At 64.4% G+C, this 24549-nt stretch carries 20 protein-coding genes, 1 other RNA gene and 1 pseudogene; 13 read left to right on the plus strand and 9 right to left on the minus strand.

What is annotated here, in order from left to right; all coding sequences use genetic code 11:
* Position 1 precedes the first annotated feature (1 nt).
* Together IPK70_06840 and IPK70_06845 are read left to right on the plus strand one after the other, a co-directional pair.
* The gene (locus IPK70_06840) at positions 2-1135 is read left to right on the plus strand and encodes a glycosyltransferase (protein ID MBK8226876.1); all 1134 of its coding nucleotides are present in this window, start codon (positions 2-4) and stop codon (positions 1133-1135) included.
* Positions 1136-1192: 57 nt separating this feature from the next.
* Complete coding sequence (locus IPK70_06845; protein ID MBK8226877.1) at positions 1193-2623, plus strand: dicarboxylate/amino acid:cation symporter; 1431 nt, start codon at positions 1193-1195, stop codon at positions 2621-2623.
* On the opposite strand, the gene IPK70_06850 is transcribed toward IPK70_06845, so the two are convergent.
* Entirely contained in the window at positions 2612-3496 is an 885-nt protein-coding gene (locus IPK70_06850; GenBank protein ID MBK8226878.1) for a bestrophin family protein, read from the minus strand. The genes IPK70_06845 and IPK70_06850 overlap by 12 nt on opposite strands.
* Before the next feature lie 3 nt (positions 3497-3499).
* A complete protein-coding gene (locus IPK70_06855; GenBank protein MBK8226879.1) occupies positions 3500-4309 on the minus strand; it encodes an SDR family oxidoreductase in 810 nt (269 codons plus the stop codon).
* 72 nt (positions 4310-4381) lie between these two features.
* Here IPK70_06855 and ffs point away from each other — a divergent pair.
* The 4 genes from ffs (at position 4382) to rocD (ending at position 7514) form a co-directional block, all read left to right on the plus strand.
* An RNA gene (gene ffs, locus IPK70_06860) (signal recognition particle sRNA small type) lies at positions 4382-4480 on the plus strand.
* Between the two features lie 81 nt (positions 4481-4561).
* Positions 4562-4987 carry a large-conductance mechanosensitive channel protein MscL gene (gene mscL, locus IPK70_06865; GenBank protein ID MBK8226880.1) on the plus strand — a complete coding sequence of 142 codons (426 nt, stop codon included), beginning with the start codon at positions 4562-4564 and terminating at the stop codon, positions 4985-4987.
* Positions 4988-5094: 107 nt separating this feature from the next.
* A complete protein-coding gene (locus tag IPK70_06870; protein ID MBK8226881.1) occupies positions 5095-6213 on the plus strand; it encodes a hypothetical protein in 1119 nt (372 codons plus the stop codon).
* A gap of 29 nt (positions 6214-6242) precedes the next feature.
* A complete protein-coding gene (rocD, locus tag IPK70_06875) occupies positions 6243-7514 on the plus strand; it encodes an ornithine--oxo-acid transaminase (GenBank protein MBK8226882.1) in 1272 nt (423 codons plus the stop codon).
* A 146-nt stretch (positions 7515-7660) separates the two neighbouring features.
* On the opposite strand, the pseudogene IPK70_06880 reads toward rocD, so the two are convergent.
* Both IPK70_06880 and IPK70_06885 read right to left on the minus strand, forming a co-directional pair.
* Positions 7661-9708, minus strand: a pseudogene (locus IPK70_06880) (dihydrofolate reductase).
* Positions 9709-9816: 108 nt separating this feature from the next.
* Complete coding sequence (locus tag IPK70_06885; GenBank protein MBK8226883.1) at positions 9817-12222, minus strand: CotH kinase family protein; 2406 nt, start codon at positions 12220-12222, stop codon at positions 9817-9819.
* 94 nt (positions 12223-12316) lie between these two features.
* Here IPK70_06885 and IPK70_06890 point away from each other — a divergent pair, with 94 nt between their 5' ends.
* On the plus strand, positions 12317-13399 hold the full coding sequence (locus tag IPK70_06890; GenBank protein MBK8226884.1) for an iron-containing alcohol dehydrogenase: 1083 nt from the start codon (positions 12317-12319) through the stop codon (positions 13397-13399).
* Positions 13400-13490: 91 nt separating this feature from the next.
* Here the strand turns inward: IPK70_06890 and IPK70_06895 are convergent, their stop codons facing one another.
* Entirely contained in the window at positions 13491-13826 is a 336-nt protein-coding gene (locus tag IPK70_06895) for a DHCW motif cupin fold protein (GenBank protein ID MBK8226885.1), read from the minus strand.
* Positions 13827-13888: 62 nt separating this feature from the next.
* Between IPK70_06895 and IPK70_06900 the strand changes: the two genes are divergently transcribed.
* Genes IPK70_06900 through IPK70_06925 form a run of 6 tightly spaced genes read left to right on the plus strand, consistent with a single transcriptional unit; the run spans position 13889 to position 20283 of the window.
* Positions 13889-14683, plus strand: coding sequence for a hypothetical protein (locus IPK70_06900; GenBank protein MBK8226886.1), 795 nt, complete (start codon positions 13889-13891; stop codon positions 14681-14683).
* Between the two features lie 9 nt (positions 14684-14692).
* A complete protein-coding gene (locus tag IPK70_06905; protein ID MBK8226887.1) occupies positions 14693-17581 on the plus strand; it encodes a gliding motility-associated C-terminal domain-containing protein in 2889 nt (962 codons plus the stop codon).
* A 9-nt stretch (positions 17582-17590) separates the two neighbouring features.
* On the plus strand, positions 17591-18310 hold the full coding sequence (locus tag IPK70_06910; protein ID MBK8226888.1) for a prolipoprotein diacylglyceryl transferase: 720 nt from the start codon (positions 17591-17593) through the stop codon (positions 18308-18310).
* On the plus strand, positions 18303-19706 hold the full coding sequence (locus tag IPK70_06915) for a radical SAM protein (GenBank protein MBK8226889.1): 1404 nt from the start codon (positions 18303-18305) through the stop codon (positions 19704-19706). Before IPK70_06910 ends, IPK70_06915 begins: the two co-directional genes overlap by 8 nt.
* The gene (locus tag IPK70_06920) at positions 19703-19981 is read left to right on the plus strand and encodes a hypothetical protein (GenBank protein ID MBK8226890.1); all 279 of its coding nucleotides are present in this window, start codon (positions 19703-19705) and stop codon (positions 19979-19981) included. The genes IPK70_06915 and IPK70_06920 overlap by 4 nt, the downstream gene beginning before the upstream one ends.
* The gene (locus IPK70_06925; protein MBK8226891.1) at positions 19978-20283 is read left to right on the plus strand and encodes a hypothetical protein; all 306 of its coding nucleotides are present in this window, start codon (positions 19978-19980) and stop codon (positions 20281-20283) included. Before IPK70_06920 ends, IPK70_06925 begins: the two co-directional genes overlap by 4 nt.
* On the opposite strand, the gene IPK70_06930 is transcribed toward IPK70_06925, so the two are convergent.
* The 4 genes from IPK70_06930 to IPK70_06945 all read right to left on the minus strand — a co-directional run bounded on the left by IPK70_06930 (position 20280) and on the right by IPK70_06945 (position 24534).
* The gene (locus IPK70_06930) at positions 20280-20825 is read right to left on the minus strand and encodes a hypothetical protein (GenBank protein MBK8226892.1); all 546 of its coding nucleotides are present in this window, start codon (positions 20823-20825) and stop codon (positions 20280-20282) included. The genes IPK70_06925 and IPK70_06930 overlap by 4 nt on opposite strands.
* Entirely contained in the window at positions 20822-21256 is a 435-nt protein-coding gene (locus tag IPK70_06935) for an acyl-CoA thioesterase (GenBank protein ID MBK8226893.1), read from the minus strand. The genes IPK70_06930 and IPK70_06935 overlap by 4 nt, the downstream gene beginning before the upstream one ends.
* Positions 21253-23010 (minus strand): DUF349 domain-containing protein, encoded by a 1758-nt coding sequence (locus IPK70_06940; GenBank protein MBK8226894.1) that lies wholly within the window; start codon positions 23008-23010, stop codon positions 21253-21255. The genes IPK70_06935 and IPK70_06940 overlap by 4 nt, the downstream gene beginning before the upstream one ends.
* Before the next feature lie 75 nt (positions 23011-23085).
* Positions 23086-24534, minus strand: a complete 1449-nt coding sequence (locus IPK70_06945; protein ID MBK8226895.1) for a serine/threonine-protein phosphatase — start codon at positions 24532-24534, stop codon at positions 23086-23088.
* Positions 24535-24549: the final 15 nt, after the last annotated feature.

A 24549-nucleotide genomic window follows, 5' to 3' on the forward strand; every position in this document is an offset into this window, starting at 1 on the left:
GATGACCGCGCCGCCAGCTCCGATCCGCTTGGCCATCGTAACGCCGAAGGAGAATGCGTGGAGCGAGACCTTCATCGCCGCGCACATCGAGCGATTGAAAGGCGTGGAATTGGTGCTTGCCGGAGGAGAGTTGCCCACGCATGCGGTGAATGGCAGGGTACTGCGCGGCAACGGGGCGTTCGCTTACCTCCGCGAGCTGATCGCTGCTCGGGCGCTGCGCACCGATCTGGACGGCGTGCTGGTGCGGCGCATTGCAGCCGAGCTGCGCCGGGCGCGCATCGATGCGGTGCTTGCGGAGTATGGCACCACGGCGCACGCGATGCTCGCACCATGCACCCTGGCGGGCGTGCCGCTGGTGGCGCACTTCCACGGCTTCGACGCGCATGTCGATGCGGTGGTCAAGGCCCATGATGGGTACCGGGCGCTCTTCGCGCAGTCCAGCGCATTGGTGGTGGTGAGCCGCGACATGGAGCAGGAACTGCTGCGCTTGGGCTCCCCGCGCGAGAAAGTGATGCGCAACAGTTGCGGAGTGGATGCCGAGCGTTTCGCATCCGGTGATCCCGAGCGCATGCCGCCGCATTTCGTGTTCGTGGGCCGCTTCGTTGACAAGAAGGCTCCGCACCTCACCCTGAGCGCGTTCGAGCGCCTGGCCATGCGCGTGCCCCACGCGAGGCTCACCATGGTGGGGCAGGGGCCATTATGGGAGAGCTGCGTGCAGCGCGTGCGTTCATCGCCCTTGGCCGGACGGGTGGAGCTGCCGGGGATCCTCAGCCCGGACGAGGTCGCTTCGCTGCTGCGCGGCGCGCGTGCTTTCGTGCTGCATAGCGTGCGCGCGCTCAACGGTGATCGTGAGGGCACGCCGGTGGCCGTGTTGGAGGCCATGGCATCCGGCATCCCTGTGGTGGCTACGAAGCATGCGGGAATCGGTGATGCGGTGGAGCATGAGCGCGATGGGCTGTTGTGCGAGGAGCGAGATGTGGATGCGATGGCGGCGCATATGGAGCGGCTGTCGAACGACCCCGCGCTGGCGGGGGCATTGGGCCGCAGCGGAAGGGCGAAGGTCCAGCGCGAGCACCGCATGCAGGACAGCATCGCGCGCTTGCAGGCGATCCTGGAGCGAGCGGCTCGGACTTGAGCAGGGTGCGCACAGATCCCAAGCGGTCAACTTCCAACCTTTCCCCATCTTGGCGCCATGAAGGCATCGCTCCCGCTGCGCATCCTCATCGGCCTCGGTGCCGGCATCGCCTGGGCTGTGGCCAGCAGCACGCTCGGCTTCAGCGAGTTCACCCTCGATTGGATCGCGCCCTTCGGCGACATCTTCATCAATCTGCTCAAGCTCATCGCGATCCCCTTGGTGCTCTTCAGCATCATCAGCGGCGTGAGCGGATTGGGCGATGTGGCCAAGCTGGGGCGCACCGGCCTGCGCATGCTCGCGCTCTACCTCGCCACCACGGTGGTGGCCATCAGCGTGGGCTTGCTGCTGGTGAACGTGATCCGGCCCGGTGAGTGGTCGGATGATGGCCAGCGCCTGCGCAACCGCATCGGCTATGAGCTCTGGGTGCAGGAGACCGCCAGCGTGGCCAAGCCCAAGGATGGCCGCTGCGTGAGCTGCGACCCTGCGAATGCCGCATTGGTGGCCGAGGTGCTCGCAGCGCGTAAGGCCTCGCCGCCCGACCCAGCGCTCATGGGCAAGGTGGAGCAGGCGAAGCAGGTGCAGGGCGGGCCGCTCCAGTTCCTCGTGGACATGGTGCCCAGCAACATCTTCCTCAGCTTCAACAATGCCCTGATGCTGCAGGTGATCTTCTTCGCGCTCTTCTTCGGCATCGTGCTGCTCATGGTCCCGGCGGCAGCTGCCGCGCCCGTGGTGTCGCTGGTGAACGGCCTCAACGAGGTGTTCATGAAGATGGTGGACGTGGTGATGCGCGCGGCCCCCTGGTTCGTGTTCGCGCTCATGGCCGGCGTGGTGTCGCGCATCGCGGGCGATGACCCGGCGGCCGTGCTCCAGTTGTTCAAGTCGCTGGCCGGCTACAGCCTCACCGTGCTCATCGGGCTGGCGCTCATGGTCTTCCTGGTCTATCCCGTGGTGATGACGCTGCTGATGCGCCGCAACGTGTTCGCGCGCTTCCTCAAGGCCATCAGCCCGGCGCAGCTGCTCGCCTTCAGCACCAGCAGCAGCGCCGCCACCTTGCCCGCCACGATCGAGTGCGTGGAGGAGCGCATCGGCGTGAGCAAGAGCACGGCGAGTTTCGTGCTGCCCATCGGTGCCACGGTGAACATGGATGGCACCAGCCTGTACCAGGCCGTGGCCGTGATCTTCCTCGCGCAATTCCATTGGGTCGATCTCTCGATCGGCCAGCAGCTCGGCGTCATCCTCACCGCCACGCTCGCGAGCATCGGGGCCGCTGCGGTGCCCAGTGCGGGCCTCATCACGCTCTTCATCGTGCTCACGGGGCTCGGCCTCGACCCGGCGTGGATCGCCATCATCCTGCCGGTTGACCGGATGCTCGACATGTGCCGCACCGTGGTGAACGTGACCGGCGACGCCACCTGCTGCAGCATCATCGCGCACAGCCAGGGCGAACAGCTCTTCCGCGATGAGGAGGCCGCGGCCTCAGGCGCCTGATTCGAGCACCTCTTCGATGTTCCCCTTGATGGTGGCCGCGATCCGCTGCATCGGCAGGTCGTTCTGGTCCTTGCCGAACGGATCCTCGATCTCCTCGGCGATGATCTCGAGGCTGGCCATCACATAGAAGATGAACATCACCACGGGCACGGCGATCCAGCCCAGCGTGAACGCGAAGCCGAAGGGCAGGGTGAGCACGTAGATCACGATGAACTTCTTGATGAAGCTGCTGTACGAGTAAGGGATGGGCGTGTTCTTGATGCGCTCGCAGGCGCCGCAGATCTCGAGCAGCTGCGCCAGCTCGCGGTCCACGGTGAGCAGCTGCTCGCCGGAGATCGCGCCTTCCTTCAGCATGCGGCGCACGCGCGCGGTCATGAGCTGCGCGATCTGCATAGGCACATGCTTGCTGCGGTCGAAGTCGGGGATCTCCGGGTGCGGCTTCGAATCCAGCTCCAGGCGCGTCTTCTCGCGCAGCAAGTGAAGGCGCAACTCATGCGCGAAGAGCGGGATCAGCTTGGCGAAGAAGGCGCGCGCGTCCTTGTCCTCGGGCAGCAGCGCATCGAGCTTGACGGCGAGGTTGCGGCTGGCGTTCACCAGCTGGCCCCAGAGCTTGCGGCCCTCCCACCAGCGGTCGTACGCGGTGTTGGTGCGGAACACCAGCAGCATGCTGATCGCGAAGCCCAGCAGGCTGTGCATCACGGGCAGGTTCTTCAACAGGCTCTCATCGCCAAGGCCCATGCGCCGCAGCTCGATGAAGCCGATGCCGTAGGTGAAGGCGCCCACGAGGATGAGCCATGGCCAGAGCTTGCGGAAGGTGTCGGCCTTATGGAGGGCGAGCGCCTTGAACCAGTCGGAGGGGTCGTAGGAGACCATCGGCTATTGATAGTGCTTGCCGACCATGCGTTGGAACATCCGGCCCGGCAGCAGCTTCTTCGCCAGCACGCTGATGCGCTGCACGCCTTGCGCCACGAGGTAGGTGGCCTTGGGCTTCGGCGCGGCGATGATGCGCGCCACGACGCGGGCCAGCTCGTCGGGGTCGCGGCTGTAATGCATGCTTCCGCCCAGTAGTTCCATGGCGCGCGCGTAGCCCGGCTCGTGCTCCGGACTGATGCGCTCGGGCCTCAATCGGCCTTCGGCGATCGGCGTGCGGAACTCACCGGGCTGCACATTCACCACGGTGATGCCGAAGCGCTCCTCCTCGATGGCCAAGGCTTCGCCGTAGCGCTCCAGGGCCGCTTTGCTCGCGCTGTAGAAGGCGCGGTAGGGCAGCCCGAAGTTGGCCGCCACGCTGGTGATGTTGATGATGAGCCCGCTCTTCTGCGCGCGCATCCCGGGCAGCACGGCACGGCAGAGGCGATGAGCGCCCAGCACGTTGGTGTCGAGCAGGCGAAGAGCCATTTCGGGTTCAATGTCCTGCGCGGGGCCTTGGATGCCGAGCCCGGCGTTGTTCACCAGCACGTCGATGCCGCCCATGCGTGTGAGCGCCTCCTGCACGCCGCGATGCACCGAGGCCTCATCGGTGATGTCCATGCGCACCAGGAACACCCCGTTGGCGACCGCGCCATCATCCACGCTCCTGCCGGTGCCCACCACGGAATGCCCTTGCGCCACCAGGCGTTCGGCCATGGCCTTGCCCAAGCCGCTGCTCGCCCCGGTCACCAATACGCGCTTCGCGTAGCTTCCCATGCGGGGCAAGGTAGAAGCGCGATTGCGTTCCGGACTGCAGCCATCGATGCCACGCTCCCTACATTCGCGCCGGGGCAAGTCCCGTACGACCAGCTCCCGCCGAATCCCCCAGGGCCGGAAGGCAGCAAGGGCAGGCGGTTGTAGCGGTGCGATGCGGATCGCTTGCCCCTCTTTTTTCCTGTTGCCTCAACCGCACGGGCCCCTGTTCCGGAGCCGCACCTATTTTCGACCCGAACCAAAACCAACAGAGACATGGGCATGATGAAGGAATTCAAGGAGTTCGCGATGAAGGGCAACCTGGTCGATATGGCCGTGGCCTTCGTCATGGGCGCCGCTTTCGGCAAGGTCACCTCGGCGTTCATCGACGGCATGGTGATGCCCTTGGTCGGCCAGCTCACCGGCGGCGTGGACTTCAACAACAAGAAGATCGTGCTCACCAAGGCTGCGGCCGAATCAACGGATGCGGCCGGGAACGTGGTGCCGGCTGTTGCCGAGGTTGCCGTGAAGTGGGGCTCCTTCGTCACCGTGGCCATCGAGTTCCTGGTGATCGCCTTCGTGATGTTCATGGTGATCAAGGCCATCAACCGGATGAAGAAGGCCGAGCCGCCTCCCGCACCGGCAGGTCCCACGAACGAGGAGAAGCTCCTGATGGAGATCCGCGACGCGCTGAAGAAATAGTCCCACGCCTTTTTCTGCGCGAGCCTCGCCACCACGGCGGGGCTCGTTGCATTCAAGGCCCGATCGCGCTTCCATCGGCACGATGCTTGGCCAATACATTCGCTGCCATGCGCCCCGCGATCCTTGCCCTAGCCCTCCTGCTCAGCGGCTGTGCCGCGAAGCGGGCGCTGCAACAGGCGCAGGCGATGGAGCAGTCCGCGCAGATGGAATCGGCCGCCGCCGCCTACCTCGAGGCCTGGGACCGCAAGCCCAATAGCCTGCTGGCCCGCGAGGGCTACGCGCGCACCGCGCAGCGCTTGCTCGATGACCGCATGAGCGCAGCCATCATGAGTTACCGCGTGGCGGGTCTGAAGGAGGGCGACCGCGACCGCCAGACCGCCGCGGACTTCCGGCAGCGCATCGCCCTCAAGGGGATTGATCTGCGCTGGAATCAGGAAGTGGACGATGCCCGTATCGAGGCCAAGACCCGCGAGGCCGATGCGCGCTACCAGGAAGCCGAAGCCGAGCTGCGCGCCGACCATTTCGCTGAAGCGATCGCCCTGGCGAGGCAATGCCTGCAGCTCAATCCCGCCCACAAGGAAGCGCCCTTCCTCATCCGCATGGCCGAAGCCGAACCGGTGTACCGCGAGGGCCTTCGCGCCGAGGAGCTCGGCCTCTGGCGCAAGGCCCATGAGCGCTACGCTGCCGTATCCGCCATCGATGCCGCCCACCGCGATGTGATGGCGCGCCTGGAGGCCTGCCGGGAGAAGGCGCGCTACACCTTGGCCTACCTGCCCGTGCAGCAGCCCCACGAGAAGCGCAGCATCATGGGCTTCAGCATCGGCAGCGGACCGGTTGACATGGAGCTGGCCGGCCTCGTGCAGCGCGAACTGCTCGCGCTGAAGGACCCCTTCCTGCAACTGATCGATCGCGGCAGCACCGACGTGGTCCTGGCCGAGCAGCGCCGCCAGATGAGCGGCAATTACAACGAGCAGATGGCGCAGGCCGGCAAGCTGCTCGGCGCGCGCTACCTGCTCACCGGCCGGGTGACCAAGTACGACGACCTGCTGAAGCGCGACCTCGAGGTGCAGGTGCAGCTGATCGACGCGCAGACCGGCCGCATCCACCTCAGCGAGCAGGTGCGCGCCGCCAAGGCCGACCTGGCCCGCGAGGGCGCTGCCCGCCTCACCGACCTGGCCGCGCGGCGCATCGCCGAGCGATTGCGTGGCTTCGCGCCGGAGATGTAGCAGCAGCGGTCCCGTTACTTTCGCGGGCCATGCCCCAACTCACCCGCACCTTCTCCAAGACCCAGCAAGCCATTGAGCTTGAGGAGCGCTATGGCGCCCACAACTACCATCCGCTGCCCGTGGTGCTCGACAGCGGCAAGGGCGTGTTCGTTTGGGACGTGGAGGGCAAGCGCTACTACGACTTCCTCAGCGCCTACAGCGCCGTGAACCAGGGCCATTGCCACCCGCGCCTGGTGAAGGTGATGCAGCAGCAGGCCGAGCGCATGACGCTCACCAGCCGCGCCTTCTACAACAGCGTGCTCGGCGAATACGAGAAGACCGTGTGCGAGCGCTTCGGCTACGAGAAGATGCTGCCGATGAACACCGGCGCCGAAGCGGTGGAGACCGCGATCAAGATGGCGCGCAAGTGGGGCTACGAGAAGAAGGGCATCCCGGCCGGACAGGCCAAGGTGCTGGTGTGCGAGGGCAACTTCCACGGGCGCACCATCAGCATCGTGAGCATGAGCACCGATCCCGACAGCCAGGGCGGCTTCGGGCCCTTCACGCCCGGCTTCGAGGTGATCCCCTACGACGATGTCCCGGCACTGGAGCATGCCTTGGATTACCCGAACGTGTGCGCCTTCCTCGTGGAGCCCATCCAGGGCGAGAAGGGCGTGTACGTGCCCGCCGACGATTACATCCCCCGCGCCATCGCCGCGTGCAAGTCCCGGAACGTGCTCTTCATCGCCGACGAGATCCAGACCGGCATCGCGCGCACCGGACGTTTGCTCTGCAGCGTGCCTGATGAAGAGAGGGATCCCGCCCGCCGCCCCGATGCGGTGATCCTGGCCAAGGCCCTCAGCGGCGGCATGTACCCCGTGAGCGCCGTGCTCGCGAGCGACGAGGTCATGGGCGTGTTCACCCCCGGCACGCACGGCAGCACCTACGGCGGCAATCCCATGGGCGCGCGCATCGCCATGGAAGCGCTCGCCATCGTGAAGGACGAAGGCCTCACGCCCAATGCGGAGCGCCTCGGCCACATCTTCCGCGCTGAGATGCAGAAGCTCGTGGAGGCCTATCCCTTCGTGAAGCTGGTGCGCGGCAAGGGGCTGCTGAACGCGCTGGTGATCGAAGCGCGCACCGCGCCCGATGGCTCACCCAAGACCGCCTGGGAACTCTGCTTGTTGCTGCGCGACAACGGCCTGCTGGCCAAGCCCACCCACGGCGATATCATCCGCTTCGCGCCGCCGCTGGTGATCACCGAAGAGCAAGTGCTGGAGGCCTGCGCGATCATCGCGCTCAGCGTGAGGCAGTTCGCTTAAGGGAACCCTTGGGGAGAAGAGCTATGCCGCTTGCTTCTGTAAGGTCTCCAAGAACCGTTGTGGGTTTTCGCCTCATGCCCCTTGGCCTTGCAGTATGAGAAAGGGCGGCCCATGAGCCGCCCTTCCAAGTTGCCTGCGGTGTTCGCTCAGTTCTCGTCCGGCAAGTAGCTGTATTGCTTTCCGTAGCGCAGCATCTGGCCCAGGAAGTCCTTCGGGTAGCTCACGGTCACATCGGTGATGTTGCCGTCCTTGTCGGCTACCGCTTCCATCTCGGGCTGGATGAAGCCGGCGTAGGGCTTGGTCTTGATCTTCTCTCGGCGCGTCGCAGCACCTCGGCGTGGATGGCTTGATCTACCTTCACGCCATAGCCTTCGACCAGCGCTTGGCAGGCCTTGTAATCGCCCTGGCTCTTGATGCGCTGCACCTCGCGCAGCAGCTCACCGAAGATGCCGCGCAGCTTGTTGTAGTCGCGGATGTCGTAGTAGGTGTCGCCACCGCGGTTCACCTTCACGATCACGCTGTCGGCCAATCCACGCTCATAGGCCCAGGCGCTCACCCACATCCGGTTGCGCATGTGCGCCTCTTCCACATCCTTGCCGGGCTTGATGCGCCGCAGCTGCACCAGCAGGCCGTTGCGGATGTAGCTGTCGTACTCCGCGTGGCCCACTTCGAGGCTGGGCATCACGCCCAGCTCCACCAATTTGGGGTCCATGATGTAGTACAGGGCCACCAGGTCGGCGCGGCCTTCCTCCAAGGTGCTGGCGTAGCTCTTCAGGGTGGCGTCGGTCTCGCCGATGCCCGGCTCCAATTGGCCGCTGGCATGGCCCACCACCTCGTGCAGGGCGGTGTGCAGCTTGCCGGCCAGCGCGCCATGCGCCTTGGCCAGGGCGATCTCGGTGGAGTCGTGGCAGAAGACCTCGAGGGTGCTGCTGCCGCTGCTCTTGTCGTAGGCGTCGCTGATGTTTCCCAGGCTCACGCTCTTGCTGCCATGGGCCGCGCGGATCCAATTCGCATTGGGAAGGTTCACGCCGATGGGCGTGCTCGGCGAAGCATCGCCTGCCTCGCCCACGGTGTTGATGAAGCGGTAGGTGATGCCCACCACGTCCTTCTTCTTGTGCTCGGGCAATAGCGGGCTGTTGTCCTCGAACCACTGCGCGTTCTCCATGATCACGGCCATGTTCTTGGTGGCCTCGGGGTCGTTCACCTCCACGATGGCCTCGTAGCTGCCGCGTTTGCCCATGGGGTCATTGTACACCTCCACGAAGCCGAGGATGTAATCGACCGTGCTGTTCACGTCCTTCACCCAGGCCACGTTGAAGTCGTCCCAGGTCTTGAGGTCGCCGGTGCGGTAATACTGGATCAGGAGCTCGAGCGCCTTCTTCTGCGCATCGTTCTCGGCCACGCCCACGGCCTTCTCCAGCCACTTCACGCTCTCCTCGAGCGCCGGGCCGTAGAGGCCGCCGACCTTGTACACGCGCTCTTCAAGCTGACCGCTGGCATTGCGCACCAGCTTGCTGTTGAGGCCGTAGCTCAAGGGCTCATCGCTCGCGATCGATTCCTTCGGCGCGTAGAACGCCTCCACTTCGCCCTGGCTCACATCCTCGCCGTAGAAGTTCACGGCGCTGGCCAGCACCAGGTCCTTGCTGGCATCGAGGCTCACCTTCTTGGCATCGACGGCCGGATTGAAGATGGCTTCCATCGCCTCGGGCGTGAGCGATCCCTTGCTCTCGGCAAGCGCCTTCTCGAACCACGCGCGCGAGAAAGCGGGCTCATGCTTGTCGTTGCTGTAGTGGTGGTGGATGCCGTTGCTGAAGAAGACCTGCTTGGCGTAGGTCTCGAAGCCCTTCCATTCGGTGCTGTCGCGCGAGCCCGGATAGTTGAGCAGCATGGCCTCCAGTGCCCGGCGGATGCGCAGGTTGTGCCGGTAGTTCTGGTCCCACATGATGTCGCGGCCGGCGAGCCCGGCCATGTTGAGGTAGTAGCAGAGCTGCTTCTGCTGCAGGCTGAGCTGCTCCCAACCGGGGATCTGGTACCGCAGCACGCGGATGTCGGCGAATTCATCGGCCTCGTAGAAGCCGGAGTCGCTGGGGGAGACGGTCTCGAATTTGATCCGGGATTCAGGAACCGGCTCGTTGCACGCGAAGAGCAGCGGCAGGGCGAACAGCACAGGGAGCAAGGGACGCGAAAGGGTCATGGCGAAGGGTTTTTGGACAGCGGTCGGCGAAGATAGCCGGGGGCCATGCGCGGCGCGGCCTTGTGGCGGGCCGTGCATGGAGCTGCGCATGGGGCGATCCGCTTGGTCTCACTGTCGCACCACGCGCGCGAGCTGCCTACCGCCATCGGCTTCAACAGCAACGATGTACACCCCGGCAGGCATGGCGCCCAGGTCGATGCTGGCCCGGTTCACGCCTTCGCCCACGGCCACGCTGCCTTCGAGCACCACGCGCCCGGCGGGATCGGTGACCCGGATGCGGGCGTTCCCTTCCTCTATGGCATCGAAGCCGAGGTTCACCATTCCATCGGTGGGATTCGGGAACACGCTCAGGCTGCCATCGATCGGGCGGAAGTGCGCCACCAGATCGCCATCGACGGGGAAGGAGCGGCGCAGGTGCGGATCGGTGGCGCGCGTGCCGTCATCGGCGTAGGTCCAATGGCTGAAGGCGTAGCCCTCGGCGGGCACGGCCGTCACGTCGATGTCGTTGCCGTTCCAGTACCAGCCATCGAAGGGCAGTTCGGGCGCGATGGTGTTGATCTGCAGGGTGCCGCCAGCGGGCGGGAAGGACTCGAAGCGCAGCAGTGCCGCATTGGGGAAGCCGTACCAGTCGATCACATGCTGGCGGATGTGCGAGTCGCGGTAGGCGGCGAAATGTGGGATGATCCCGAAGGCGTGATCGAGGTAGGCCTGGTACCAGCATTGCCAACGATCGTAGTGATCCTCGATAACCGGCGCGAAGGCATTGGTGATCCGGTCCACTTCGGCTTGGAAGCGCGCGGGGCTGAACACGGTGTTCATCAGGTCGGCCTTGCGGTTGAGGAAGAGGCGCCTGAACTCGTTGCGGCCCATCAAGCCGCGCAGCAGCTCGGTATGGAAGGATCCTGCGCGGTGGGTGAAGGTCCAATACATCATGTCGATGTCCTCTTCGATCCAGCCGTAGAGCACCATGGTGGCGTCGAGGTCGTACATCAGGTAGCGCCACTTGCCCTGTTCGACCGAGGGCTTCCAGTACTTCACGTTGTTGCTGGGCCAGTCCACGTTGCCGGCGATCATCTCCAGCGCGAAGTAGTCCATGAGGCTGTGCAGGTCGAGCTGTGCCTCCACCTGGCTCCAGTTGGCCTCATCATTCAGGTCGGCGGTGCGTATGAATTCGCGCAGGGCCCGTGAGTAGGAGGTGTCGCCCTGGATGCTCCAGTTCTCCTCTTCCATGAGCAGCAGGCTGTCGGTGTCAGCGCCGTAGTTGTAATGCAGGTGGTCGGCGTCGATGCGTTCGCGGATCTCCACCAGGCCCCAATACTCGCCGTTGATGTAGCACTCGGCGGGCCGGAAGCCGAGCGCGTCGATGTCGAGGCCGTTGTGCAACGCGGTCTGGTGGAAGAGCCCGTCGCGGAAGTTGGCGAGGCACCAATCGCCGCCTGCATTGCGGAGGATCACGCGCTTGTAGTCGCGCACGGTGGGACGTTCGGGGAACAGCGGGTAGTGGATGGTCTCCGGCCCGAGCGATCCGCGCGCGGTGAGCCGCAGCGGCCGCTGCGCGTTGGTGCGCGAGCGCCTGCCGCCGTGGATGCTCACGCCCACATCCTGCGCGATGCCGCGCGTGCCATCGGCCTCGAAGAACTCGAAGCGCGCGGGCAGCTCGCGCTCCGCCCAGTAGTTGGCGCCGTAGTGCGGCCATTCCGGACTGGCGTTGGGGCCGGGCATGTACAGGCCGAACTCCTCGTTGAACATGCTGTCGGGATCAACAGCGAGCGCCACGATGGGCAGACCGCGGCCGCTTCCCACGATGTACGTGGCCGATGCAGCATCGGAAGCCAGATGGCCCGCTGCGTAGTTGCGCGCTTGCACAGTGGTGGTGGCGCCGATCGAGAGCGTTCCCGACGCGACCGGAGAGGATTCATCCGGCGCGCGTCCCGTCGTGCTCCAATGCACGGTGCCGAACGCCGCAGAAGCACTGGCCGTGGTGCCATTCGGATAGAAGCCGCCGCCCGGAGAAATGACGGGGACGGGGGCGTACCCGATGTAAGGCGTTGTGGTATTCGCCGCTCCCGGGGTTGGCACATCGAAGAAGCGGAGCGCGCCATCCACGAAGCCCACGCTGTGGTCGCCGCGCATGGCCGGCACATCGAGCACCTGCACCGGCTGCAGCGAGGCATCGCTCAGCACGATGCGCTCACCGGCGGCATCGATGCCGAAGGGGAATTGCCAGGTCTGATCGCCACGGATGAGCAGCGCGTGTCCGCCGGGCGCCAAGGCGATCAGCGGCAAGGGCCATTGGCCGGGCTGGCTCGGCTTGTCGCTGAGGTAGTAGGTGCTGAGGTCGATGGGGACGCTGCCCTCGTTCACCAATTCGATCCAGTCGGGGTGCGAATCGCCGGCGCCCACATCGATGCCCTGGTTGTTGGAGCACACCTCACTGATCCGCAACTGGGCGGATGCCGGCTCCGTGCAGCAGCACGCCGCGAGCAAGGCTTCGAGCAAGGGGGCGCGCCGCATGGCTTCAAAGGTATCGGGATGGGCTAGCGGCTTGTCACTAGCAACCATAACAGTATTGACACTCCTCGGTTTCCTTTGCGCCCAACGCACCCGCATGAACCTTTTCCGCAACTTCAAGTCCGTCACCAAGACCTGCTACGGCCGGGGCAGCTTCGGCAAGCTCGGCGAGATCCTGGAGCCGCACCGCGACCAGCACCAGCGCTTCTTCGTCTTCCTCGTCGATCATTATTTCCAGGGCAGGGCCGATTTCATCGCGCGCATCCCCAAGCAGGCGGAAGATGAGTTGATCTTCTGCAGCACGGCGAAGGAGCCTAGCACGGAGCAGATCGACGGCCTGCGGGACGACATCCTCGCGCGGCGCGGCTTGCCCGCCGGCGTGATCGGCATCGGCGGCGGCAACGTGATGGACGTGGCGAAGGCGCTCTCGCTCATGTTCACCAACGAGGGCAGCAGCGTGCAGTACCAGGGCCTAAACTTGATCAAGAAGCCCGGCATCTATCACTGCGGCGTGCCCACCATCAGCGGCACAGGCGCGGAAGTGAGCATGACGGCCGTGCTCACCGGTCCCGTGAAGAAGCTCGGCCTCAAGTGCGACTGGACCGTCTTCGACCAGATCGTGCTCGACCCTGACCTGATCGCCACCGTGCCCACCGACCAGTGGTTCTACACCGGCATGGACACGTACATCCACAGCGTGGAGGCCATCACCGGCACCAAGAAGAACACCTTCGCGGAGGCGTACAGCGAGAAAAGCCTGGAGATGTGCCGGGATGTCTTCCTGCGCATGGACCGCAGCGACCCGAAGAGCGATGAATCCCTGATGGTGGCCAGCTACATGGGCGGCCTCAGCCTCACATACAGCGAGGTGGGCGTGTGCCATGCGCTGAGCTATGGCTTGGGCAAGGTGCTCGAGATCCACCACTGCATCGCCAACTGCATCGCCTTCGACAAGCTCGAGGATGTCTATGGCGACTACGTGCAGGAGTTCAAGGGCATGGTGAAGCACAACAAGGTCAACATCCCGCAAGGCCTCGCCAAGGATTGGAGCGAGGACACCATCAGCGCCATGGCCGAAGTGGCCTACAACCTGCCGCACATGTGGGACCACGCCTTCGGACCCGATTGGCAGAAGGTGCTGGACCGGGAACGGATCAAGGGGTGGTACAGGAGGATGTGAAAGGCGTTCAGAGAATCAGTGGACCAGGGAATGAGATGATCAGTTGGTGATCGTCCCATCATCAATGATGTCTGATTCTCCAGTTCTCTGATTATTTCAGAAACTCCCCATCCACCACGATCATCCTCACCGGCCCATTCGTCCGCGAGCGGTGCGAACTGAGGCCATCGCTCACATGGTAGGACATGCCGGCCTGTAGCACGTTCACACGGCCGTCCTCGTGCTCGTTGATCAATTCGCCTTCGAGCACGAAGACCAGGTGCCCGAGCTGGCACCAATGATCGGCGAGGTAATCGGCTGAGTATTCCACCATGCGGATGCGAAGGCCTTCGTGCTGAACGACGCGCATGGTGGCGGTTCCTGTTGCGCCCGGAACCGTGGTGACTGGCAGCTGAGACCAGTCGATGGCCTCGAAGGGGAGCTTCATGGTCCTGCGAACCTACATCAGCGGCTTTCACCTAGTTTCGGTCGCCCCCGAACCCGCCTGCCATGCGCGCCATCAAGACCGCATCCTTCGCGTTGATCACCATTGCATCTGCCGCGCAGATTGCGCCGGTGCGCTGGTCAGCCTCCTTCACCACCGACCGCGCCTTCATCGAGAACCACGGTCAGTTCGATGGCTTGGGCATGGAGCGCACCGAGTTCGCTGTTGACGAAGGCGCCGTGCGGATCCTCTTCGCTGCGGATGGCGTGGGCTTCCACCTGCATGAGAAGGAGAAGAACCATTACCGCAAGCGCGGCGAGCGCGACAAGCCACGCACCATCGTGCGGCAGGACCTGGCCCTGATGCGGTGGGAGGGAAGCAAGAGCGAGCAGCGCTTCATCAGCGGGAAGAAGAGCGACCACCACAGCTACGCGTACCTCGAGGCCGATGGCAGCACGAGCGACCGCACGGGCATCGCAGGTTGGGAGGAGCTTCGCTACGAGCGCCTTTATCCAGGCATCGATGCGGTATACACCATCCATCCGGAGCGCGGCATCAAATACGCGCTGCACTTGCGGCCCGGCGCCGATGCCGCGATGATCCGCATGCGCTGGGATGATGCCCATGCCGTGCGCATGGGATACGAAGGAGAGTTGCGCATCGCTACGGTTTTCGGCGAGATCGTGGACCATGCGCCGGTCGCGCATTACGCCGATGGGGCCAAGGAGCCCATCGAAGTGCGCTTCAGCCTGAGGGGCAATGCTGCCGGATTCGTGCTCGCGCCGTACGATGCATCGCGACCCGTGATCATCGATCCGTGGACCGTGACGCCTGCCTTCCCCAACACCAATCGCATCTAGGACGTGGAGGTGGACGACAACGCGAACGTGTACATCTACGGCGGCGATTCTCCCCTGCGCCTGCGGAAGTACGATCCCAGCGGCGTGCTGCAATGGACCTACACCACGGCCTGGGACACGGCCAACTACTGGCTTGGGTCCATGATCGCGCATCCGGGCGGCGATTGCTTCATCACTGCGGGCACCGATCCGCGGATCGCGCGCATCAGCACGGCGGGCAACCAGGTCTGGAGCGAGGATGGCGGGTTCTTCGATGAGTATTGGCGCATGGCGCTCAATTGCAACGCCACGCAACTGATGCTCGGCGGCACGCGGCTCACGCTCGGCCCTTCGCTCTTCCCGATCGGCTACGGGCGCGCCTTCGAGATCGATATGGCCAACGGCTCCGTGCTGAATTCAACCGATGTCGCTGCGGTCTCGCCGTCCTTCCTCATCAATAATCCGAACGAGATCCGCGCACTGGCCGCCTCCGCCAACGGCAAGTACTACTTCATGACGCTCGATACCATCGGGGCGCTCAATGCTGACCTGACCATCCCGTACCGTCGCAACAACTCTTACGCCTTCAGCTATGCGGTGGCCGGATATGGCCCTACGAACATGGGCATCAACGGCATCGCGGCCACGACCAACGAGATCTACACGCAGAATGGCAGCACGCTGCATCGCCGCGACATCCAGTCCGGCACCATCATCGCCACGGCCACCATACCCGGCGGCGGCACCACGAGCCAGCTCGGCGCCAACAGCGCGGAGAACGGCGGTCTGGTGCTCGATAGCTGCGGCTTCGTGTATGTGGGCAGCGGCAACGCCGTTCACAAGTTCACCCCTGGCCTGCAGTTGGTGAGCTCGGTGGCCACGCCCGGCGCGGTGTACGATGTGGCGGTGAACCACAACGGCGAGGTGGTGGCCTGCGGCAACGGCTTCCTGGTATCCATCGCTATCGGCTCTTGCGCGCCACCCCCGCGCGAATGCCTCACCTGCCTGGAGCTCGCTGGGTCGGGCACATTCTGCGCGGATGATCCTGCCGCCACCCTCACTGCGAGCATCGCGGGCGGCACGTGGAGCGGGCCGGGCATCACCGATCCTTTGGCGGGCACCTTCACGCCTTCTGCCGCCGGCGCAGGGGTGCATGTGATCACCTACACACTGCCTTCGCCCGCGCCTTGCGGATCGGACACGCTGCAAATGGTGGTGAGCCCCTGCGCGCCGTTGAGCGTGTGCGTGAACGATGATGGCACGCTCTCCGCCGCGAACGGTGTCGGGCCGTACACCTGGCAGCACCAGACCACCGTGCAGGATTGCAGCGCTTGCATCCTCGCATGCTTCTTCCCGCCGGGCTGCGCCGTGAATGTGACCGGCTGGACCACATGGGCCACCGGAGCCAGCGCCAGCGCCCCGCCGAATTATCCGATCCAAGTGACCGATGCCACGGGCACGAGCATCATCATCAACTCCGCAGCGGATGTGCCGGCGTGCTCGCCATGCCCAACCATCTCCGTGCAGGTGCTTGATGTGGATAATGTCGCCTGCTTCGGTGCCAGCACGGGCAGCGCGAGCGTTGAGGCCAGCGATGGGACAGCGCCGTACACCTTCTCTTGGTCGCCAGGCGGAGCGACCGGCTCAAGCGTGAACGGTCTTTCCGCAGGCTCCTACACCGTAACGGCCATTGATGCCGATGGCTGCACGGGAACCACGGTCGTGCAGGTGAACCAGCCAGTCAGCGCAGTCACGGTTTCGATCCCCAGCACCACGCCAGTGAGTTGCAATGGCAACGATGGAACAGCCACGGCCAGCGCGAGTGGCGGCACCGGTGCGTTGAGCTATAGCTGGGCGCCGAGCGGCGGCAATGCGGCAACTGCCACTGGCCTCCCGGCAGGCAGCTACACCGTCACCGTCACCGATGCGAATGGATGCACCGCGCAGGCTACCGCTCAGGTGGAGCAGGCCGCAGGCCCTTCAATCGTGACCGTGGACGTGACGCCATCGAACTGCAATGCGCCCACTGGCACCATCACCATCATCGCAACGGGCAATGGCCTGCAGTACAGCATCGACGGTGGAAGCAGCTACCAGGCAGCGAGTTCGTTCTCAGGCGTGGGTGCTGGCACCTACAACGTGATGGTGATCGATGCGAACGGCTGCACGGCCACGGCCGCGGCGACCGTGACGCAACCCGCGCCGCCGGTGCCCGTGATCACCGGTCAACCATGGGCCTGTGTTGGTGAGACGGTCGTGCTCAGCACCACGCAACCCTTCGCATCCTATGCGTGGCAGCCCGGGGGGAATTCGGCCACACAAGCGGTCACATCAAGCGGCAGCTACACGGTAATGGTGACGGATGCGAACGGCTGCACAGGCGCATCGGTGCCTTACGCAGTGCTCTTCGAGGACCCGCAAGCCGCCTTCACCGCCGATCCGCCCTCACCGCAGCTGCCGGGCACATCGGTCGAGTTCGCCGACGCCTCGAATGGGGGAGGAGGCACCATCAACTCGTGGTGGTGGAGCCTGGGCATGACCGGCGCAACGGGCAGCGCCCAAACGATCGACTGGACCTACGCGAATCCCGGCGTGTACACCATCACCTTGATCGTGACCACCGCCAATGGCTGCACCGATACCATCAGCGATGCTTATGTGATCCGTCCGGCCGAGATCGTGATCCCCAACGTCATCAGCCCGAACGGCGATGGCATGAACGACGCCTTCGTGATCCCCAACATCGAGTTCTTCGGCAACGAGCTGGCCATCTTCAACCGTTGGGGCCAGGCGGTCTTCGAGACGCGCGATTACCGCAGCACATGGCGCGGCGCCGATCAACCCGATGGCACCTATTACTACGTGCTGCGCCTCGACGATGGTCGGGAGTTCACCGGGCACTTGACCTTGCTGCGCTGAACCGCCCGCATGCGTCATTTCCTTCATTTGCTCTTCGAGGTGGGTGCCTTCGCCTTCGGATATGCCTACTTCGCCAGGCTGCGTGCGCTGCGGGGCGATGCTGTCGCTGAGGAAAAGCGGGTGTGGGTGATCATCGGGGCGGCGGCCGGGGCGTTGATCGGGTCACGGCTCTTGGGCGCGCTGGAGGATCCGGCTCTGCTCCGTTGGGATTGGCGCGCGCTCTTCGCGGCCTTCAACAACCGCACGGTCGTGGGCGGATTGCTGGGCGGACTCATTGGCGTGGAAGTGACTAAGAAGATCATTGGTGAGCGCACCAGCACCGGTGACCTCTTCACCTTTCCGCTGATCCTGGGCATGCTGGTGGGCCGCATCGGCTGCCTGCTCGGCGGCCTTGAGGACAATACCTACGGCATCGCCACCGAGCTGCCGTGGGGCATCGACCTCGGTGATGGGGTGCGGCGCCATCCCACCAACCTGTATGAGATGCTCTGGCTTGGCGCGCTCTGGCTCGGCCTGCTGGCCATCGAAAGGCGCTGGACGCTGGTCAACGGCGTGCGCTTCAAGCTCTTCATGATGGGCTACCTCGCCTTCCGCTTGCTCGTCGATGGCATCAAGCCGCAGCCCGCCATCGCGCTCGGCCTTTCATCCATTCAGTGGGCCTGCCTTCTCGGCCTGCTGTATTACTTCCCCGCCTGGTCCAGGCCGAAACGCCTGATCGCCCATGCCTGAGCGCCCCTACACCTACTACGACTTCACGCTGAGCCTATGCCCCGCATGCCTGCGCCGCATCGATGCCAAGGTCATCTTCGAGGATGACCGTGTCTTCATGCTGAAGCGCTGCCCGGAGCATGGCGCGCAAAAGGTGCTCATCGCCACCGACGTGGAGTACTACAAGCGCTGCCGCCATTACCTCAAGCCCGGCGAGATGGTGCGCGCCTTCAACACGAAGACCCATTTCGGTTGCCCGTACGATTGCGGCATCTGCCCCGACCACGAGCAGCACGGCTGCCTCACCTTGATCGAGGTCACGGACCGCTGCAACCTGGAATGCCCCATCTGCTACGCCAGCAGCGGGCCAATGCACGGCAAGCACCGCACGGTGGAGGAGGTGGAGCGCATGCTCGACGCCTGCGTGCGCAACGAGGGCGAGCCCGATGTGGTGCAGCTCAGCGGCGGTGAGCCCACGGTGCACCCGCAGTTCTTCGAGATCCTCGATGCAGCGAAGCGCCGGCCCATCCGCCATCTGATGGTGAACACCAACGGCATCCGCATCGCCAAGGACAGGGCGTTCGCGGAGCGGCTTGCCTCGTACATGCCCGACTTCGAGCTCTACCTGCAGTTCGATTCGTTCCGCCCCGATGTGCTGAGACGCTTGCGCGGTGAGGACCTCTCCGCCATGCGGATGAAGGCGCTGGAGCATTTGAACGAATTGAATCTGAGCACCACGCTCGTGGTCACGGTGGAGAAGGGCGTGAATGATGACGAGATCGGCGCCATCATCGACTTCGCGCTGAAGCAGCCCTGCGTGCGCGGCGTCACCTTCCAGCCTGTGCAGGCCGCCGGACGCACGGAGCACTATGATCCCGCCACCGACCGCATCACCCTCACCGAGGTGCGCCAGGCCATCCTCGATCAGAGCCCGCTCTTCACGCCCGAGGACATCGTGCCCGTGCCCTGCAACCCCGATGCGCTGGCCATGGGCTATGCCTTGAAGCTGAACGGCGAGGTGTTCCCGCTCACGCGCATGATCGATCCGGACGACCTGCTGAACAACAGCCGCAACACCATCGTGTACGAGCAGGACGCGCGGCTGAAGGAGCACATGGTGAAGCTCTTCAGCACGGGCACGCCCAGCGACAAGGCCCATGAGACGCTGCACCGGATCATGTGCTGCCTGCCCGATATCGATGCGCCCGAGCTGAGGTACGAGAACCTCTTCCGCATCATCATCATGCGCTTCATCGACGCGTACGACTTCGATGTGCGGGCCATCAAGCGCAGCTGCGTGCACATCATCGATCCGCGCACCATGCACGCGATCCCCTTCGAGACCATGAACCTCTTCTACCGCGAAGAGGCGCAGCGGAAGCGGTTGGCGGAGTTGCAGCAAAACCCCGTCGCATGAGGAACCCGATGCTCATCCAGCTTATCGTCCTCCTCGCATATTCGCTCTTCTTCATCGTGTTCGCGAATCATATGCGGAGCTTCTTCACGGAGCTGCACTGGACCTTCATCTTGGCTCATACGGGCACGCTGCTCATATATGGGCTGGTCCGTTTCTTCACTGGCGACCGCAACCGGGACGCCTGGCAATACATCGTCGCCTCCATCCTGGTGGCCACCATCGGCCATGGCCTGTGCTTCTTCAATGGCCTCGTCAATCTCAACGTGCACGGATGAACATCAAGCTTCACCGGAACAACCTCCTGCTCCTGCTCGGTTATGCGCTGCTCATCGAGCTGATCGGCCTGGCCAATGGCCGCGATGCCTCCATGATCGTGCTCATCTTCATGATGATCGCCGTGGCGGCTCACTTCGGCGGGCTCCTGCTGGGCGCGCTCATCATCCTGCTGAACGGCGATGCCCCGAAGGCGGGTCAATGGGCCCTGAGCGCGTTGCTGGTGGGCGTGATCGGCTTCGGCCTTTGTTGGGGCGGCGCTTCGGTGGCCGAGGGCATCAACGGCTCGGCCGGCTTCCATTAAGGCCGATCGAGCGCCACCCGCTTGAATCGGTAGCTGAAACCGCGCATTGCTCCATCCTTGCCCTGGCCGCTCACGCGCGCGATCCAATCGCCATTGGCTTGCAGGGCGTACGCGATGCGCTGCGGGAAGTCGTGCGCCGGGTTCTCGAACACCATGCTATCGCCGATGCATGAGGTGAGCGGGAAGCGCACCGTTCCCCCTTCGTTCTGCGAGGGCACGCGCACATTGTAGCTCACATGTCCGGCGCTGTCATAGGCGAGAGCAATGTGTTCTATGAAAACGGTGTCCTTCTCCACCATCACGAAGCCGAGACCGGAGTAGAACGCATCATCGGTCCGGCGCCAGATCTCGTGCACCAGCGCGCCGGGCTCGCTCACGGAATCGGTCCACGCGCCCATGAGCTTCAGCACCAGATCGCTGTAGTGTATGCTCATGCTGTCCGTTGGCGGCTTGTCCGGGGCAGCATCGGTGGCAGGAGAAGGAGATGTGCCGCACGCCGTCCAGAGCATTGCGAATAGCGCGAGCGGAAGTAGTTGCCTCATGCGGCGAAGCTATTGCCCTGCAGGTGCGCGATCGCATTGCGGACCGCATCCGGCACGCGCACCTTGGCATCAGCGCGGTAATCGTACATCACCTGCACGCTGGTGCCAGCGGCTACGATGGCGCCGTCTTCGGTGGTGATCTCGTAGGCCATGGTGAAGCTGGTGTTCCCTAATGCGGTGCAGCCGCAGCGCACGGTGAGCTTGGCGGGCCATTCCACGGGCCGCCGGAAATCGCAGGTGGTGCTGGCGAGGATCACGCCGATGCCATGCCGTGCATGCGAGTCCAGCACGCCGATGCGGTCGAGGTAGTGCATGCGCACGCTCTCGAAATAGCGGAAGTACACCACATTGTTCAGGTGCCCGAAGGCATCCTGCTCGCCCCAGGCCACTGGGACCTCGATGCTGACTTTGAGCGGGGAGGCCGTGCTCACCGGAGTTCCTTCACCAGTTCGCGGTGCTGTCCCTTGAGGCGTTCCACATCGCGGGCGAGCTTGTCGATCTTCTTCTGCATCTCCTGCTTCATGGCCTCGCCGCTGGCGCTCTTGAAGTTGAACATGCCCATGTTGCGCTCCATCTGCCTCATTTCGCCTTCGAGCTCCTCGATCTTGCGCTTCACGAAACGGCTCTCGCGCTCGATCTGGAACTTGCCGTCGGGGCCGCTCTTCATCTCCTCCACATGGCCTTGGAAGCGCAGCCGCATGCGCTCATCGGCCTCCACCTTCAGCTTGCCGTAGTGCTTGTCCAGCGCGGCGCGGTACTTCTCGTTGAGCTTGTCGAAGTCGCGCGGTGAAACGCGGCCGCTGTTCATCCAGCGCAGGCTGAAGGCCTTCAGCGCCTCGATGTCCTTGTTGCGCTCGCCGCTGTGCTCGAAGGCCTCGATCTCCGCGAGCAGCGCCTCCTTGGCCTGCACGTTCGTGGCCTGCTCGGCATCCTGCTGCTCGAAGGTCTTCTTGCGGTTCTGGAAGAAGGCGTCGCACGCCTCGCGGAACTTGTTCCAGAGCTTGTTCTCGTCGCGCGGACCGGCGCTGCCCGCTTCCTTCCACTGCTGCTGCAGCGTCTTGAGGCGGTCGGCGGTGCGCTTCCACTCGGTGCTGTCCTTCAGCGCGATGGCCTCGGTGAGCAGGGCCTGCTTCTTCTCGCGAGCGGCCTTGTACTGGTCCTTGAGCGCATCGAACCAGGCGCGCTTGGCGGTGAAGAACGCGTTGCATTGGTCGCGGAACTCCTTCCACACGCGCTCGTTGTCCTTCTTGGTGGCGAATCCGATGCTCTTCCAGCCGTTCTGCAGTTCCAGCACCTGGTCGGTGAGTTCCTTCCAGTCCTTCATGCTCTGCGCCTGCATCGTGGCGGTGATTGCCTGCACCTTCTCCACCAGGGCCTGCTTCGCAGCGAGGTTGGTCTCGTGCTCGGAGCGACGAGCGCGGTAGTGCTCGTTGATCTTGTCGTACACCGTGCGCGTGGCGTTCCAGAACCCGTCGCGGATCGACTCCCATTCCTCCTTGACGGTGGGGCCGATGTGCTGCCACTCATCCTGGTACTTCCGGATGTGGATCTCCATCTCGCGAACCGATGCGGCACTGGAGGCATCCATGAGCGCCAGTGCCTGGACATCGCTCACCAGGGCCTGCTTGAGCCCGGTGTTCTTGCGCAGGTCGTGGTCGCGGAGCTCCTTGTAGATGCGGATGTGGTAGAAGAACTCATCGAGGAGGTGGCTGTAATCGCGCTGGAGTTCGCGGTAGGCCTGCGCGGGCACGGATCCGATGGCCTTCCATCGCTCCTGCAGCTCCTTCAGCTTGTTGAAGGCCGTGCCGATGTTCTCTTCACCGGTGATCATGGCCTTCATCTCCTCCATCACGGCCAGCTTCGCTGCAAGGTTCGCAGCCTCTTCCTTCTGCTTGCGGCGACGGATCTCGTTCACCCGCTGGTTGTAGGCGTCGAGGAGCTGCTTGAAGCGCTTGTCCTCCTCGTCATGCAGCGGAGCGGATTCAATGGCTGTCGGCGTTGTGCCATCCGCTGTGGCATCAGCTGGAGCGGCTTCGCTTTCGGGCTGCCCGGCATGCTGGTGCTGCGATGCCACGAGCGACTCGTAGGCCTCCTTGGTCACTTCCACCGCTTCGGCGGCAGCTTCGACATCCTCTTGGGAAACGATTTCCTCGAGCCGCGCGAGCAGCTCTGCTTTGGTGGCCATGCGATCGGTGCGGATAGGCCTTTCTGGCCCGGACGTCGCGAATATAGAGGGGGCCTTTCGCTTGGAGGTCATGGCTCACACAGCGAGGCCCAGCAGGCATACGTCGTCCACCTGCTCTTCGGCGCCTTTCCATTCAAGGAATGCCGCTTCCAGCAGTTCGGCCTGGCGCTCGAGGGATTCGTGCTGGTGGGCTTCGATCAGCTGGTGCAGCCGGGCCGCCATGAAGCGCTTGCGCTCAGGACCGCCGAATTGGTCCACATAGCCATCGCTGAACAGGTAGATGCGATCGCCGGCATGGTACGCCAGCTTGTGGCAGGTGAATCGGCGCTCGAGCTCGAGGTGCGCGCCGCCCACGGGCTTGCGGTCGCCGTTGATCACGGAGAGCTGCCCATCGTGCAGCCAATACAAGGGGCGGAAGGCGCCGGCGTAGAGGATCTCGCGCTGGCGCCTATCGATGCGGCACAAGGCGATGTCCATGCCGTCGCCTCCTCCGCGGCGTTGGCCTTGTTGGTGCAGGGTGGTCACGAGGCGCGTATTCAGCAGGGTGAGCAGCTCAGCCGGGTCCTTATCCACGTTGGCGGGCACGATCTCATTGAGCAGCGAACAGCCGATGGCGGCCATCATGGCGCCGGGCAGGCCGTGGCCGGTAGCGTCGCCGGCAGCCACGATGCACGTATCCGGCCCGATGCGGTAGCACCAGTGGAAATCGCCGCTCACCAGGTCCTTGGGCCGATCGATCACGAAGGCGCCATCGAAGAGGTCGCGGTAGGCTGAAGGCGGTGGCACCAACGCGCGCTGGATTTTCCCGGCGTAGGCGATGCTGTCCGTGATGTCCAGGTTGCGCGAGGCGAGGGCGATGCGGTCCGCCTCGGTGGCCTGCACCCAGCGCCCCACGGAGCGGAAGAGCACGATGGCGGCCAGGCCGAAGAGCGCCACCGCGATGGCGATGTTGCGCCAGAGTGCTGCATGGGCGGCCGAAACGGCGGTCGATTCGTCCATGCGCGCCACGATCACCGACGTGGGGGCGCCGGTCTGTTCATCGCGCAGCGGCTCAACCGCCAGCAATTCACCCGCTTCGGACGCGCGGCCTCCGGTTTCATAGCGTTCCTGCAGTCCGGTCTCTGATCCATGCGCAGCGCGGAAGCGCGGCTGTTCCTCCGATGTGGCCACCACCACGAATTGTCCGCGCTCATCCTTCGCCACCAGCAGCAACGGATGCTCCATGGCGTTGCGCAGGGCGGCTTTGCGCAGCTGCTCATGCACCACGTAATAGCGGGCGTCCTGCGTGTTCTTGATGATGAGCCCCGGTGCGGGGTACTTCTCAAGCAGCAGGACGGCATGACGAGCGGGCACCTGATCGGCGAGCGATGCAGCGATGGCTGAAAGCCGTTCGAGCGCCTCCTCGCGCTGGCTCTTCAGCTCGTGCCAGTGAGCGGTGCCGATCAGTGCCGCGCACAGCATGAAGAGGGTGCCATAGAGCACGATCAGGATCCTGCGCGAGCCGCTGGTGTTCCGGTTGGTCAAAGCCTCACAGGCCGC

This window comes from Flavobacteriales bacterium (assembly GCA_016712535.1).
Classification (GTDB): domain Bacteria; phylum Bacteroidota; class Bacteroidia; order Flavobacteriales_F; family PHOS-HE28; genus PHOS-HE28.

Bases quoted from the DNA above. Each gene is read 5' to 3' on its own strand.
- rocD (MBK8226882.1), top strand. From the start codon at position 6,243: ATGCCCCAACTCACCCGCACCTTCTCCAAGACCCAGCAAGCCATTGAG.
- IPK70_06920 (MBK8226890.1), top strand. From the start codon at position 19,703: ATGAGGAACCCGATGCTCATCCAGCTTATCGTCCTCCTCGCATATTCG.
- IPK70_06900 (MBK8226886.1), top strand. From the start codon at position 13,889: ATGCGCGCCATCAAGACCGCATCCTTCGCGTTGATCACCATTGCATCT.
- IPK70_06910 (MBK8226888.1), top strand. From the start codon at position 17,591: ATGCGTCATTTCCTTCATTTGCTCTTCGAGGTGGGTGCCTTCGCCTTC.
- IPK70_06925 (MBK8226891.1), top strand. From the start codon at position 19,978: ATGAACATCAAGCTTCACCGGAACAACCTCCTGCTCCTGCTCGGTTAT.
- IPK70_06930 (MBK8226892.1), bottom strand. From the start codon at position 20,825: ATGAGGCAACTACTTCCGCTCGCGCTATTCGCAATGCTCTGGACGGCG.
- IPK70_06840 (MBK8226876.1), top strand. From the start codon at position 2: ATGACCGCGCCGCCAGCTCCGATCCGCTTGGCCATCGTAACGCCGAAG.
- IPK70_06885 (MBK8226883.1), bottom strand. From the start codon at position 12,222: ATGCGGCGCGCCCCCTTGCTCGAAGCCTTGCTCGCGGCGTGCTGCTGC.
- IPK70_06870 (MBK8226881.1), top strand. From the start codon at position 5,095: ATGCGCCCCGCGATCCTTGCCCTAGCCCTCCTGCTCAGCGGCTGTGCC.
- IPK70_06940 (MBK8226894.1), bottom strand. From the start codon at position 23,010: ATGGCCACCAAAGCAGAGCTGCTCGCGCGGCTCGAGGAAATCGTTTCC.
- IPK70_06890 (MBK8226884.1), top strand. From the start codon at position 12,317: ATGAACCTTTTCCGCAACTTCAAGTCCGTCACCAAGACCTGCTACGGC.
- IPK70_06895 (MBK8226885.1), bottom strand. From the start codon at position 13,826: ATGAAGCTCCCCTTCGAGGCCATCGACTGGTCTCAGCTGCCAGTCACC.
- IPK70_06845 (MBK8226877.1), top strand. From the start codon at position 1,193: ATGAAGGCATCGCTCCCGCTGCGCATCCTCATCGGCCTCGGTGCCGGC.
- IPK70_06850 (MBK8226878.1), bottom strand. From the start codon at position 3,496: ATGGTCTCCTACGACCCCTCCGACTGGTTCAAGGCGCTCGCCCTCCAT.
- mscL (MBK8226880.1), top strand. From the start codon at position 4,562: ATGGGCATGATGAAGGAATTCAAGGAGTTCGCGATGAAGGGCAACCTG.
- IPK70_06855 (MBK8226879.1), bottom strand. From the start codon at position 4,309: ATGGGAAGCTACGCGAAGCGCGTATTGGTGACCGGGGCGAGCAGCGGC.
- IPK70_06915 (MBK8226889.1), top strand. From the start codon at position 18,303: ATGCCTGAGCGCCCCTACACCTACTACGACTTCACGCTGAGCCTATGC.